The 12673-nt window shown below is 71.7% G+C and carries 12 protein-coding genes; 2 read left to right on the top strand and 10 right to left on the bottom strand.

The window, feature by feature from the left end:
- Positions 1 to 37: 37 nt before the first annotated feature.
- The 3 genes from PZE19_RS14010 to PZE19_RS14000 all read right to left on the bottom strand — a co-directional run bounded on the left by PZE19_RS14010 (position 38) and on the right by PZE19_RS14000 (position 3542).
- Positions 38 to 1006 (bottom strand): response regulator, encoded by a 969-nt coding sequence (locus PZE19_RS14010; protein ID WP_277861248.1) that lies wholly within the window; start codon positions 1004 to 1006, stop codon positions 38 to 40.
- 328 nt (positions 1007 to 1334) lie between these two features.
- On the bottom strand, positions 1335 to 2027 hold the full coding sequence (locus PZE19_RS14005; protein ID WP_277861247.1) for a hypothetical protein: 693 nt from the start codon (positions 2025 to 2027) through the stop codon (positions 1335 to 1337).
- Positions 2028 to 2177: 150 nt separating this feature from the next.
- Positions 2178 to 3542, bottom strand: coding sequence for a serine/threonine-protein kinase (locus tag PZE19_RS14000; RefSeq protein WP_277861246.1), 1365 nt, complete (start codon positions 3540 to 3542; stop codon positions 2178 to 2180).
- Positions 3543 to 3915: 373 nt separating this feature from the next.
- Here PZE19_RS14000 and trpC point away from each other — a divergent pair, with 373 nt between their 5' ends.
- Both trpC and PZE19_RS13990 read left to right on the top strand, forming a co-directional pair.
- Positions 3916 to 4728, top strand: coding sequence for an indole-3-glycerol phosphate synthase TrpC (gene trpC, locus PZE19_RS13995; protein WP_277861245.1), 813 nt, complete (start codon positions 3916 to 3918; stop codon positions 4726 to 4728).
- Between the two features lie 148 nt (positions 4729 to 4876).
- Positions 4877 to 6004, top strand: coding sequence for a hypothetical protein (locus tag PZE19_RS13990; protein WP_277861244.1), 1128 nt, complete (start codon positions 4877 to 4879; stop codon positions 6002 to 6004).
- Positions 6005 to 6088: 84 nt separating this feature from the next.
- On the opposite strand, the gene PZE19_RS13985 is transcribed toward PZE19_RS13990, so the two are convergent.
- The 7 genes from PZE19_RS13985 to PZE19_RS13955 form a co-directional block, all read right to left on the bottom strand.
- Positions 6089 to 7114 carry an endonuclease/exonuclease/phosphatase family protein gene (locus tag PZE19_RS13985; protein WP_277861243.1) on the bottom strand — a complete coding sequence of 342 codons (1026 nt, stop codon included), beginning with the start codon at positions 7112 to 7114 and terminating at the stop codon, positions 6089 to 6091.
- Between the two features lie 189 nt (positions 7115 to 7303).
- On the bottom strand, positions 7304 to 8506 hold the full coding sequence (locus PZE19_RS13980) for a SpoIIE family protein phosphatase (protein ID WP_277861242.1): 1203 nt from the start codon (positions 8504 to 8506) through the stop codon (positions 7304 to 7306).
- Positions 8507 to 8592: 86 nt separating this feature from the next.
- Entirely contained in the window at positions 8593 to 9648 is a 1056-nt protein-coding gene (gene cheB / locus PZE19_RS13975) for a chemotaxis-specific protein-glutamate methyltransferase CheB (RefSeq protein ID WP_277861241.1), read from the bottom strand.
- Positions 9649 to 9779: 131 nt separating this feature from the next.
- The gene (locus PZE19_RS13970; protein WP_277861240.1) at positions 9780 to 10529 is read right to left on the bottom strand and encodes an SDR family NAD(P)-dependent oxidoreductase; all 750 of its coding nucleotides are present in this window, start codon (positions 10527 to 10529) and stop codon (positions 9780 to 9782) included.
- Positions 10530 to 10587: 58 nt separating this feature from the next.
- Positions 10588 to 11319, bottom strand: coding sequence for an SDR family NAD(P)-dependent oxidoreductase (locus PZE19_RS13965; RefSeq protein WP_277861239.1), 732 nt, complete (start codon positions 11317 to 11319; stop codon positions 10588 to 10590).
- A 93-nt stretch (positions 11320 to 11412) separates the two neighbouring features.
- Positions 11413 to 12162, bottom strand: coding sequence for an SDR family NAD(P)-dependent oxidoreductase (locus tag PZE19_RS13960; protein WP_277861238.1), 750 nt, complete (start codon positions 12160 to 12162; stop codon positions 11413 to 11415).
- 102 nt (positions 12163 to 12264) lie between these two features.
- Positions 12265 to 12534: an ArsR/SmtB family transcription factor gene (locus tag PZE19_RS13955; RefSeq protein WP_277861237.1), complete on the bottom strand. Its 270-nt coding sequence runs from the start codon at positions 12532 to 12534 to the stop codon at positions 12265 to 12267.
- Positions 12535 to 12673 lie beyond the last annotated feature (139 nt).

The following is a 12673-nucleotide window of genomic DNA, read 5'->3' as shown; positions in this document are numbered from 1 at the left end:
GACTGATTGAGTCGCGTGGCGGTCGACGCGGGCGGCCTCAACGGGCCCGGCCCGGGGCGAAGCGTTTCGTCAGCGTGACGACGTTCCCCCGGGCGTTGTACGCCACCTCGTCCATGAACGTGCGCATCAGGAGCAGGCCCCGGCCGCCGATGCGAGTCAGGTCCTCGGCCTCGATCGGACGGTCGGCGCGGCCGGTGTCGAAGCCGGGGCCGTCGTCGGCGATCTCGAAGTCGGCGGCCCGGCGGTCGAGGGAGGCGTGGACGCGAATCCGCCGCGACCGATAGGGCTCCTGGCGGCGGCGCTCTTCGGCCAGGCCGTAGAAGACCGCCTCGTCCTCCTGGCGGAGCGCCGAGTCGACTTCCAGGTTGCCGTGGTACAGGGCGTTGGCGAGGGCCTCTTGCAGGGCGACCTGCAGGCGGATCCGCCCCGAGCCGTCGAGCAGGTCGAGGCCGGCGACCTCCTCGGCCAGGAGGCGGGCGAGCATCTCGACCAGCTCGGGGTCGTTCTCCAGCTCGAAGGTCGAGGTCCGGCCGTGCAGCCGCCGCAAGAGGCGATTGCGGCGGCGGTCGACTGTGAACCCGTCGAGGGCGCGCCGCAGCGTGGCCGCCAGGTCCTGGCCCAGACGGGCCTTGGGTAGGTAGTCCGCCGCGCCGGCGCGGAGCGCCCGGACGGCCTCCCCCTCGCCGCCGAAGGCGGTCATCAGGATGACCGGCAGTCCCGGCCGCGAAGCATGGACCCGGCGGACCAGCTCCAGGCCGTCGACGCCGGGCATGATCAGGTCGGTCAAGATCAGGTCGGGCGGGTCGCGTTCGAGGGCCTGCAGCGCGGCGAGCCCTCCCGGCGCGTACTCGACGCGGAGGCCGTCGAAGTCGTCGAGCAGCCTGGCGATGCAACGGCGTTCGAACTCCGAATCGTCCACGACCAGGAGCCTGGGCGGGCCCGACGACTCCTCGCCGGCCGGCGCGAGCGACGTCGTCGCGGCGGCCCGCTCCATCTCGATCGGCATGGCGGCGCGTCCTCCCGCCTGAAATATCGCCCGTCGCGAGGGCGGGAGCCAACTCGCGACGCGCGAAAATCCTCGGGACGCCTTCAAAGGCGCCGCAGGTCTCGGGACTCGACGCCGACGTCGCGCCGGCCGCAGGCCCCTCGCAGGGCGGGCTCGTCGAGGAAGCCTTCGTGGAAAAGGCGGTTTTTTTATATAAGCGTATGCCAGCCCCCGACGACAGGGCGAGATCTGCGTGACAGCCGGCCGAGCCTCATCGGTCGGCATGGCTTGCGCAGTTCGTCGGCGAAGGAGCATCAGCGACCCAGCCATGCGACGGAGCCCGGAGGACTCATCGTGATGGCGGGAAGCCCGAGGTCTCGCCCACGCCCGCCTGATAAGGCCCGCCCGCGGCGACGAAGTCGCCGGTCGTGCGATCGATCGAGCACCACACCCCGCCGCGCCGGGCTCGCGCATCGGGGTCGTCGATGAGCCAGATCGTCTTCTGCTCCGCGTTCGTACGCAGGAGTGGCAGCCCCTGGTATCGAGTATTCCTGGCGATCGGGTAGGAGCGGGACCTCCCGGCGGGCGTCGTCAATTCGAGACAGGGCGTGACGTGCGCCCCCGGCCAGAAGCGGTACTGGTGGTAGAAGGACACCCCGGAGCCGTCCCTCAGAAGCCACGCGATGCGCATCCCATCCAGCGGGCAATTCAAAATCGCCAGACCACAAGCCGCCAGGCCGGCGGCGACGCCCAGCCACCGCATCGCCGCTCGTCGCCCGGTACGGCCCCCTGGCGGCGGCCTGAGAGCCAGGGCGATGGCGAAGGAAAAGGGCGAGGCGACCATCCCGGCGAGGACGGCTCTCACGGCGAAGTAACGAGCCGCCCCGCCGCTGACCCAGCGTTCCGGGATGGTCCCCGAGCGGTCGCCCAGGAATGGATCAAGGGCTCGCGGCACCAGGTTCCAGGCGGTCAGGACGACGGCCGAGATCATCACGAGGATCGTCATCGTCAGGATGCCGAATCGGAAGCGGGGCCATCGCATGGCTGCACCTACACTCCCTGGGTCCAGTCGGCGGATTCACGCCGTTGCGAAATCGACCGCTTCCCGCCCCCCCCGAGAGTAGCCGAATCCCGCCCGGAAGGCCCTGAAAAAACCGCCCCTGACGTGACGACCGCGCGGCCGCGCGTTCGCTCAGGCGAACCAGGCGCGGCGGTGGGCCTGCGGGCGTTCGCCGCGGAGCCAGCGGCGGAGGTCGGCGGCGAGGTCCTGGCACGACGCGTAGCGGCGCCCGGGCTTCTTGGCCGTCGCCTTGCGGCAGATCTCCGCCAGCGGCCGCGGGACGCGGGGGTCGACGGCGGCCGGGCAGGGGGGCTCGTGGGCGGCGGCGCGGGCCAGGACGGACGACGCCGGGCCGTCGAACGGGGGGCGGCCGCAGAGCAGCTCGTAGAGGACCGCGCCCAGGCTGTACTGGTCGCTCGCCGGCAGGGCCTCGGGCCGCTCGCCGGCGAGCTGCTCGGGGGCGAGGTAGGCGGGGGTGCCGACGATCGACCCCGGGGCCGCGGCCGAGGCCTCGGGCGAGTCCGGGCGGTGGGCGATGCCGAAGTCCATCAGGTGGACGCCGCCCCGGGCGTCGATCCGCACGTTGGCCGGCTTGACGTCGCGGTGGACGATCCCCAGGCCGTGGGCGTACTCCAGGGCCTCGGCCAGGTCGGCGACGATCTCGGCGCCCCGGCGGTGCGAGAGCCGGCCCTCGGCCAGCACGTCGGCCAGGCTGCGGCCCTCGATCAGGTCGAGCGCCAGGTAGAGCCGATCGCCATCGCGGCCGGCCTCGTAGATCGAGACGATCCCGGGGTGCTTCAGCCTCGCCAGGGCGCGGGCCTCGCCCAGGAACCGCTCCTGCGCCCGCGACGACCGGGGGGCCTCGTCGCGCATCAGCTTGAGGGCCACCTGGCGCTCCAGCGTGGGGTCGAAGGCGCGGTAGACCGTCGCGTGCCGGCCCTCGCCCAGGAGGCTCATGATCCGGAACCGGCCCAGGCCCCGCTCGTCGGCCCCGCCCTCGGCCTCGCCGTCGCTCGTCCGCCCCTCCGGCTCGGGCCGTCGCAGGGCCGCGAAGGCCCCCGTCCGCGAGCCGTCCGCCGGCCCCAGCGCGGGCACCGCGTAGGAGCTTTCGTTCCACTCGAAGCCCGAGGCGGCCTCGGCCAGGTCGTCCCAGGGCTCGTCGAAGCCGTCGCCCGGCTCGAAGGCGGCGACCCGGAACTCGCCGCTCTCGGCCGTCACGCCCGGCGCGGTCGCCGCGACGGGGCGGGCCAGCACGGCCACGCCGCCCGAGCCCGATCCGGAGCCCGTCCGGAAGGTCGAAGACGAGGCCGACGTCGAGCGGGCGACGGCCGCGCGCCGGGGGGCGGCGAGCGTCCATCCCGAGCCCGAGCCGGCCGGGTCGCCCGGCCTCAGCTTGGTCAGGCAGCGGGGGCACCGGAAGATCCGGCCCAGGGGGTCGTCCCCCAGTTGCGAGATGCGGCCGCACGAAGGATTGGGGCAGTGCGCGACGGTGGTCATCCTGATCTCCTTATCTCGCCCGCGGGCCGAGGCCTTCCGCGCAGGATGGCGGTCCCTCAAGCCCACGCTCCGGATACGTCCGTGTTTGCTGGAAACCTCGCGATTCGCTAAGCTGGCCAGCCGGCGCCGAAGGCGACGGCTCGGAAGAAGGGGAATCGTCCTGATCTCGCGGCCTCGATGTTCCGCCGACTTTAGCGGCGCTCGCGCCGGATCCGCAAGACGTCAAGCCGGAAGTTTCCCGCGGCCGCCTCATACGATCGCCAAAACCGGCCTGGAATCCAGAGCTTCGCAGGTCCGAAGCCAACCCTTTTCATCGCAAACGTGCGACCCTCGGTTTGTAACACCACCGATCTTTTCCTGACAAGACGAACCCATGACTCCGAGCATCCTCGACGAGATCGTCGCCTCGAAGCGGCGCGAAGTGGCCTCGAACCTGCGGCGGATGCCCCTGGAAGAGCTGGAGGCGCAGGCCGCCGAGGCCCCCCCCGTGCGGGACTTCCGGGCGGCCCTGGACGGCCGCGGGGCCATCTCGCTCATCGCCGAGGTGAAGAAGGCGAGCCCGTCGGTCCAGGTGATCCGCGAGGACTTCGAGCCGGTGACGATCGCCCGCGCCTACCAGGACCACGGCGCCTCGTGCATCAGCGTGCTGACCGACGTCCCCTACTTCCAGGGCCACCTGTCCTACCTGGCGCGGATCCGGGCCTCGGTGGCGATCCCGCTGCTGCGCAAAGACTTCCTGATCGACGAGTACCAGGTCGTCGAGGCCCGCGTGGCCGGAGCCGACGCGGTCCTGCTGATCGCCGAGATCCTCGACGACGCGACCATGGCCCGGCTCCTCGACCGCGCCCGCGGGCTGGGCATGGCGGCGCTCGTCGAGTTCCACGACCCGGCGAACCTCCCCCGCGTCCTCGCCGCCGGGGCCGACCTGGTCGGCGTCAACAACCGCGACCTGCACACCTTCACGACCGACCTCGACCGCACCCTGCGCGTCCGCGACGCGATCCCCGACGGCGTCCTGCTGGTCAGCGAGAGCGGCATCCACCGCCGCGCGCAGGTCGAACGCCTGGAGAAGGCGGGCGTGGCCGCGATCCTCGTCGGCGAGTCCCTCATGCGCGCCCCCGACGTCGGCCTGGCCGTCGAACGCCTGCTCGGCCTGGCCCCCGAGGCGTCGTCGCCGGCCCCGTGACGGGGCGACGGCCGGCGATTCGAAATAAAGGGGGGCGGCTCGGCGAATGCACCAGAAGCAACTCCGTCGAAAAGGCCCCGGCGCGACGCGGCCGGGACCCCGCAGAACCGCAACGATTCGCACCGACAGCCCTTGGGGAGGATGGAACATGCTCGATCGCCCGCAGGTTTCCAGGACGTTGAAGATGATGGGGGGTCTCGGCCTGCTCGGCCTGGCCTTCCTGCTCGCCCCGGTCATGGCCGCCCCGGTTTTCGAAGACGGGCCGCCCCGCGAACGCCCGGCCCCCCCCGCACCTCCGGGACCGCCGGCCCCGCCCGAAGCCCCCGTCGCGTCCGAAGCTCCCGAGGCGCCTGAGGCTCCCCAGGCCCCCGCCGCGGACGGCGACGACGACGACCAACCGAGCCCCGAGGCGACCGTCGAGGAGCTGACGAAGAAGATCCAGGAGCTGGCGGAGCGGCTGAGCGCGAAGGCCGAGCCCGTCGCCGACGAGGTCCGCAAGGCGCTCGCCGACGCCGCCTCGGCCGTCACCGAGACCCTCAAAAAAGACGACGTCTCGACGGACGACGTCAAGGCCGCCCTCGAACAGGCCCGCGACGAGCTGAAGCGCGCCTTCCAGGAAGGCGGGCCGGTCGATCGCCAGGCCCGCGACGCCTGGCGCGAGGCCCAGGAAGAGCTGAAGGAGGGCCTGGAGAAGCCCCGCCGCGAGGCCCGCGAAGCCCTCCGCAAGCGCTTCGAGTCCGAGCGCGAGCGCCTCCGCGGCGAGCTGGGCGACCTCGCACCCAAGGCCGACGCCGACAAGCCCGACGCCGACAAGCCCGACGCCGAGACCAAGCCCGAGGAGGACGACCTGTCCCAGGCCCGTCGCCAGGTCCGCGAGCTTCAACAGCAGCTCCGCGAGGCCCAGCGCAGCCTCCAGCAGTCCGAGCGTCAGAACCGCGAAGCCCGCAAGCCGAACCCGCTCCGCGGCCGCATCGGCCCTCGCCCCGGCGGCCCCGGCTTCCGTCCCGGCCCCGGCCCCGGTCGCCCCGGACCTGGCCCCGGCCCGGCCGCCCGCCCCGCCGAGAACGACGCCGACCGCCGCCTCGACGCGCTCGAGGCCAAGATGGACAGCCTCCTCGACGCCCTCAAGGACCTCAAGTCCGAGAAGCCCAAGCCCGACGGCGACGACAACGACGATCACGACAAGAAAGGCGACAAGCCCGAAGGCGAGATGAAGAAGGACGACGACGCCATGCTACGGACGTCGCCGAACGGCCTCGACGCCCGGTTCGGCTGAGATCCAGGTTGCAGCAGAGTCCTCCCATCCGGGGCGCTCGCCGCCCGCATCGCCCCGGATGGCCCTTCGGCGACGCCCTCGTCCTCAAGGCCCCGAGGCGGCCCTGCGGGTCGTAAAGCCGGGCCGCCGCGACGACGCGTGCGTCCCGCGCGCCATCTTCGGTCCTCGAACGGCGGCCCGGTCGGGCTCGGCCACGAGGCCCGCCGGGGGCTGGGGCGCGTCCACCGAACCGTCGGCCGGCGGCCTCGGGGGCGTCAATCGCACGAGCTGCCCGCGATGGTCGCACGCGAGGTTCGCGAACAGCGAGCAGGCTGCGACCCGCCAGGCGGCGTTCACCCAGACGTGGTCGATGTCGTAGACCGGCGACGGCATCGGCCAGGTGCCGCGCCAGCCGGTGGACGACGCCGAGGCCGGCTCGTACCCGCCCGCCGCGGACCGCAGGGCGTCGAACCCGATGCTGCGACTGACCGCGTTGAAGTCGCCGGCGACGACGTCGTACGGGTCGCCCGCCGCGAACGCGGCGCGGCACGCGTCGGCGACGTCGAGCAGCATCGGGGTCCGAAGTTGCGTGATCTTGCTCCGGCCGTCGACGACCAGCAGGCGGATCGGCCGCCCGGGCCGCTCCACCCGGACGTCCATCGCGGTCCCGTTGCGGATCAGGACCGTCCGCCCGCTCGCCACCGGCCACCGGGAGAGCGCCACGAGCTTGAACCAGTACGGGTCGCCCGGGTCATGCCCGACCTGAGTCCGGGACCATCCGGCCCCCAGCCGGCCTTGCAGGGATTCGAGCCGTGCATCGGGCGGCGCCTCGCTGAGGACGACGACGTCCGGCGCGTCCCGGAGGATCGCATCCTCGATCGATCTCCAGCTCGCGTCCGTGCGCGGTCGGCCTCCCCAGAGCACGTTCCAGTGAAGGAGCCGGACCTCTCCGCCCGGGGCCGCGGGGGGGGTCGACGACGACGTCGGACCTCTTCCGATCATGGTGGAGCCGGAGCCGACGATCGCCGCGAGGCCGAGCGCGGCGAGGACGTACCGCGGCCACCTCGCCGATCCGCCCCGGTGCGCGAGAGCGAACGCCGTCGCCGCGATCCCCAGGGGCAGGAGGGGCAAGTAGAGGAGCATCGCGAGGGGAGCGGAACGGTCCCGCGCCGCGAAACCGACGAGCGCCGCCGAGTTCAGACCGATGAGGCCCGGGCCGACGAGGCCGAGGGCCCGACGAAGCAGCCGTCGCGCGCGTGGCGGGCGCCCGCGCCCGGCGCCGTGGTCGGCGTCATCCGGAGTTCCCAAGGCGGCCCCTCGTCACGGCAGGAAGGTCAGCTCGACCATGGAGAGGTCGTCGGCGAAGTCGTCGTGGCCCATCAGGGCGCGGCCGTGGGCGACGAGGGCGTCCATCTTGGGCGCGGCGGGGTCGTCGAAGGGGCCCTGGCCCATGAAGGCCATGAACTCGCCGAAGGGCCAGAGGGTGCCGTCGGCGCGCTCGATCTCGTAGGCCCCGTCGCTGAAGAGGTAGACCCGCGCGAAGTCGCTCAGGGTCGTCTCGCCCGAGGCGTATTCCATGTCGGTCATCGCGCCGATCATGGGGCCCCGCGACTCCAGCATCTCGAGCTTGACCGCGTCGCGCGACGGGCCGTCGATGAGGACGGCCGGCGGGTGGCCCCCGCCCGAGTAGACCACGCGGCGGGTGGACTTGTGGAAGACCCCGTACCAGATGGTGAAGTACAGGCCGTTCTGCTGGTCCATCTGGAAGGCGTTGTTGAGCGCGTAGAGCACCTGGCTGGGGTTGCGGAAGTCGGTGTTGGGCAGGGCCTGCGACCGCAGCGCGTTCATGGCCGAGACCGACAGCAGGGCCGCGCCGACGCCGTGGCCGCTGACGTCCAGCAGGTAGAAGGCGAAGTGGTCGTCGTCGAGCCAGTGGTAGCCGAACGAGTCGCCCCCCAGCTCGGCCGAGGGGACGAACCGCCAGTCGGTCAGTATCTTCCCTTTTTTGAGCTTCTCGGGGAGCAGCGACTCGACGTAGCGCTCGGCCTGGCGGACCTCGTCGGAGAGCCGCTTCTGGCTCTCCTGCAGCGCGGTGTAGGCCTCGTTGCGCTGGAGCAGGGCGATGTAGCCGCGCGAGTGGTAGCGGATGCGGGCGATCAGCTCGAGGCGGTCGGGGAGCTTGACGACGTAGTCGTTGGCGCCCAGGGCGAAGGCCTCGGCCTTGACGGCGGGCTCTTCCTTGGTCGACAGCACGATCATCGGGACGTCGCGGGTCTGCTCCTGGGCCCGGAAGTTCTTCACCAGGGTCAGGCCGTCGATGTCGGGCATGACCAGGTCCTGGAGGATCACCGTCGGCTTGATGCGGGCGGCCTCGTCGAGGGCCCTGGTGGCGTCGCGGCAGGAGTGGAACTCGATGTCGGCCTCGCCGGCGAGCATCCGGCGCACGGCCTCGCCGATCATCGCCTGGTCGTCGATCAGCAGGACGGTGATCTTGTGCTCGGTGAAATGGGCGTCGTTGCTCATGGGGGTCTTCCGGGGCCTCGGTCGCCGCGGTCCTGTCGAGTCGTCGCGTGGGTGGGTGATCGGACGGACGAATGGACCCTATTGTTTCAGCGCCGAGGGCCCTGCGCCTGCGCCTCGGCCCGATTCAAGGCCGACAGCCCCCGCGCGACCTCGGCGGCGACGCGGTCGAGCGGCGCGACGACCTCGGCGGCGAGGATCTCGACGGCGGCGCGGGGCATGCCCCAGACGATCGAGGTCGCCTCGTCCTGCGCGATGGTGCGCCAGCCCCGGCGGCGGAGCGCCAGCAGGCCCTCGGCACCGTCGCGGCCCATGCCGGTCAGCAGGGCCGCGACGCCCAGCCCGGGCCAGTTCAGGGCGACGCTCCGGAAGAAGACGTCGACCGACGGCCGGTAGCAGGCCGACTTGGGCTCGGCCGAGTAGCCGAGCCGGCCGTCGGGGGAGAGCACCAGGTGGTCGCCGGTGGCCGCCAGCAGGAACTTGCCCGGCGCGGGGCGGTCGCCCTCGCGGATCAGCTCGACGCGGCGGCCGGAATGGTCGCTCAGCCAGCCGGCCAGGCCCGCCACGAAGAAGGCGTCGACGTGCTGGACGATCGTCGTGCAGACGTCCCAGTTTCGGGGCAGGCCCTTGAGGATCTCGGCCACCGCGAACGGCCCGCCGGTCGAGGCCCCCAGCACCAGCAGCGGCTCGCGGCTGATCGTCGTCGGCGGCGCGGGCGGGGGGGTCCACGAGGGGCATCGCGGCTGATACTTGCCGATCAGCTTGCCCACGGTCTCGATCTTCCGCAGCAGGTCGGCCCCGCCGGAGCAGTCGCCGCAGGCCCCCAGCACGGGCGTGTCCACGGCGTCGAGCGCGCCGAAGCCCATCGCCTGGTACACCTTGTCGATCTGGCCGCTGACCGTGGCCGTGACGACGAGGATGGGGCAGGGGGTCTCCTTCATGATCCGCCGGGTGGACTCGACGCCGTCCATCTTGGGCATGAAGAGGTCCATGAGGACCAGGTCCGGCATGTCGGCGCGGACCTGCTCGACCCCCTCCGCGCCGTCGCGCGCGGTCCAGGCGACCTCGAGCCCGCCCGCCGACGCCACGACGCGCCGGAGCGCCTCGCGAGCCATCATCGAATCGTTGACGATTCCGACCCGCATGCATGTCACCCCGGAGGACGTGCGACCGCCTCGACCTCGAAGCCGTGTCTTATTCTAGGCCGCAAGTCCATCCCGAGATACAGCGAAATCGGCGACGGCCCGCCCCGGCGCCGCCGATTTCGCCGCGAGGCTCACCGCCAGCCGCCCGAGACGCTGATCCGCTCGCCCGTCAGCCACGTCGATTCGTCGGACGCCAGGAAGACCGCGACCTTGGCGACGTCCTCCGGCTGGCCGAGCCGGCCCAGCGGCGTCGCGGCGACCATCTCCTGCTCCATGGGGCTGCCGATGACGCCCAGCCGGTGGACGCCCTCGGTCTCGGTGCCGCCGGGGTTGACGGCGTTGACCCGGATCTTCCGGGGCCCCAGCTCGCGCGAGAGCCCGATCGTGATCGTGTCCACCGCGCCCTTCGTCGCCGAGTAGACCACCGCGTTCGGCGGCGGGTTGAGGCCCACGACCGAGCCGACGTTGATCACGCTGCCCCCCTCGGGGCCGAACGCCCGCGCCGCCTCCTGCGTGCTCAGGAGCGTCCCCAGGACGTTGACGTCGAACTGGCGGCGGTACTCGGCCTCCGTCACCTCGTCCAGCGGCGCGAAGTCGAACACGCCGGCGTTGTTCACCAGCACGTCCAGCTTGCCGAAGGCCTTCTTCGTCTCTTCGAACAGCCGCTTGACGTCGGCCGCCCTGGCCACGTCCCCCTGGACCGCGACCGCCTTGCCCCCCTCGGCCTCGATCGCGGCGACGACCCGGTCCGCCCCCTCCTTGCTGGAGGCGTAGTTCACGACCACCGAGGCCCCCTCGGCCCCGAGCGCCTTCGCGATCCCCGCGCCGATCCCCTTCGACGCCCCCGTCACGACCGCCACCTTGCCCGTCAGCTTGCCCATGAGCCGTCTCCCTCGCCAAAGAGTCTCCATCGAAACGAGAGCCGCGGACGCCGCGCGTTCAGACCTGCGCCGTGCCGCCATCGACGAACAGCTCGCTGCCGTTGACGAAGCTGGAGTCGCTCGACGCCAGGAAGAGCGCGGCGGTGGCGATCTCCTCGGGCCGGCCCATCGTCCCCCGGGGGATCATCTTCACGAACTCGGCGAGCATGTCGGGCGGCACGCCTTCCAGGATGGGGGTGTCGATGGTCCCCGGGCTGAGGACGTTGACGCGGATGTTGCGATCTTTCAGGTCGAGGAGCCAGGTCCTCGCGAACGAGCGGAGCGCGGCCTTGCTCGCGCTGTAGACGCCGAAGTTCGCCAGGCCCATCGAGGCGGCGATGGAGCCGTTGAGGATGATCGACCCGCCGTCGCTGAACAGCGGCAGCGCCTTCTGCACGGTGAAGAGCGTCCCCCGGACGTTCAGGCCGAAGACCTTGTCGAACTGCTCCTCCGTCACCCCGCCGATGGGGGCGAACTCGCCGGTCCCCGCGCTGGCGAACAGGACGTCGATCTTCCCCTTCTCCTTCTCGACCGTCTCGTACAAGCGGTCGAGGTCGGCGAGGATCGACGCATCCCCCTGCACGCCGGTGACGTTGCGGCCGATCGCCTTCACGGCCGCGTCCAGGTTCTCCTTGCGGCGTCCCGTGATGTAGACGTACGCCCCCTCTTCCACGAACAGCTTGGCCGTCGCCAGGGCCATCCCCGACGTCGCCCCGGTGATCACCGCCACCTTGTCCTTGAGCCTCGCCATCGTCGCCTCCCTTTCTTTCGACCTCGATCGATCCACGACGGAACGTCCCACAGGGCTTCGCGGCGATCGCCGCTCGCGCCCTTCAGCGCCGGCTCATCTCTGCCCGCCCGCGGCGCGGAGCGTCTCGCCGGTGATCCAGGCCGAGTCGTCGGAGGCCAGGAACACGGCGACCTTGGCGATGTCGAGCGGCTGGCCGGCCCGGCCGAGCGGGGTCTGGGCCACGAATTGCTGGATGATCGCGTCGTCGATGCCCGTGATGGACTTCGCCCCCTCAGTCTCGGTGTAGCCGGGGCTGACGCCGTTGACGCGGATCTTCCGCGGGGCGAGTTCCCTGGCCAGGCCCAGGGTGATGGTGTCGAGGGCCCCCTTGGTCGACGAGTAGATCACGCCCCCCGGCGGCGGGCTCGTGGCGGCCACCGAGCTGACGTTGACGACGCTGCCGCCCTCGGGCCCGAAGTGCTTCAGGGCCTCGCCGACGACCAGCAACGGCCCCAGGACGTTGACGTCGTAGTGCCGGCGGAAGCTCTCCTCGGTCCCCTCCTCGAAGGGGCCGAAGCTGAACACCCCGGCGTTGTTCACGACCACCGAAGGCCGGCCGAAGGCCTCCCGCGCCGCCGCGAAGACCCGCGCCACGTCGGCCGCCTTCGACGTGTCCCCCTGGACGGCGAACGCCTTGCCGCCGCCCTTCTCGATCTCCGCGACGACCCGCTCCGCGCCCGCCCGGTCGGACGCGAAATTCACCGCGACCGCCGCCCCCTCGGCCGCGAGCGCCTTCGCGATCCCCGCGCCGATCCCCTTCGACGCGCCCGTCACCACGGCCACCTTGCCCGTCAGCTTGCCCATCGATCGTCCTCCGCTTGAGACCCGTTTACACTTCGACCGTTGGATGATTATCGAAGTGTCCCAACGGAAGTCAAGCGGGGGCGTCGGAGAGCGGGAGCGGGGTCAGATTTCGGCGAGGCGGTCGAGGTAGGCGCGGAGGACGTCGCGGCGGAAGACGAGGTTGGCGCACTTGCCCTCGCGGACGATCTCGATGAGGCCGGCCGTCTCCAGCTCTTTCATGTGATGCGAGATGGTGGCCGCGCTCACGCTGTGGGCCTCCTGCAGCGCCGCGCAGGCGGTGGGGCCCTCGGAGGATCCGAGTTGCTTGAGGATGCAGATCCGGCGCGGCTCGGCGAGCGCGCGGGCGATCTGGGCGAACTGCTTGTCGGTCAACCGAAGCTCCTCTCGCGGGCCGCGGCCAGTGGCGGCGACGCTTCGATCATTATCGAACTGGGAGCCGCCGCCGTCAAATGAAAGCCCGACATCGGAGTTCGACGGCCTCATCCTACTCCCCCCGGGAGAAGGCGGCTGG

The organism is Paludisphaera mucosa (assembly GCF_029589435.1).
Lineage (GTDB): Bacteria > Planctomycetota > Planctomycetia > Isosphaerales > Isosphaeraceae > Paludisphaera > Paludisphaera mucosa.
This window is presented reverse-complemented; position numbering and strand designations above follow the sequence as displayed.

Bases quoted from the DNA above. Each gene is read 5' to 3' on its own strand.
- PZE19_RS14010 (WP_277861248.1), bottom strand. From the start codon at position 1,006: ATGCCGATCGAGATGGAGCGGGCCGCCGCGACGACGTCGCTCGCGCCG.
- PZE19_RS14005 (WP_277861247.1), bottom strand. From the start codon at position 2,027: ATGCGATGGCCCCGCTTCCGATTCGGCATCCTGACGATGACGATCCTC.
- PZE19_RS14000 (WP_277861246.1), bottom strand. From the start codon at position 3,542: ATGACCACCGTCGCGCACTGCCCCAATCCTTCGTGCGGCCGCATCTCG.
- trpC (WP_277861245.1), top strand. From the start codon at position 3,916: ATGACTCCGAGCATCCTCGACGAGATCGTCGCCTCGAAGCGGCGCGAA.
- PZE19_RS13990 (WP_277861244.1), top strand. From the start codon at position 4,877: ATGCTCGATCGCCCGCAGGTTTCCAGGACGTTGAAGATGATGGGGGGT.
- PZE19_RS13980 (WP_277861242.1), bottom strand. From the start codon at position 8,506: ATGAGCAACGACGCCCATTTCACCGAGCACAAGATCACCGTCCTGCTG.
- cheB (WP_277861241.1), bottom strand. From the start codon at position 9,648: ATGCGGGTCGGAATCGTCAACGATTCGATGATGGCTCGCGAGGCGCTC.
- PZE19_RS13970 (WP_277861240.1), bottom strand. From the start codon at position 10,529: ATGGGCAAGCTGACGGGCAAGGTGGCGGTCGTGACGGGGGCGTCGAAG.
- PZE19_RS13965 (WP_277861239.1), bottom strand. From the start codon at position 11,319: ATGGCGAGGCTCAAGGACAAGGTGGCGGTGATCACCGGGGCGACGTCG.
- PZE19_RS13960 (WP_277861238.1), bottom strand. From the start codon at position 12,162: ATGGGCAAGCTGACGGGCAAGGTGGCCGTGGTGACGGGCGCGTCGAAG.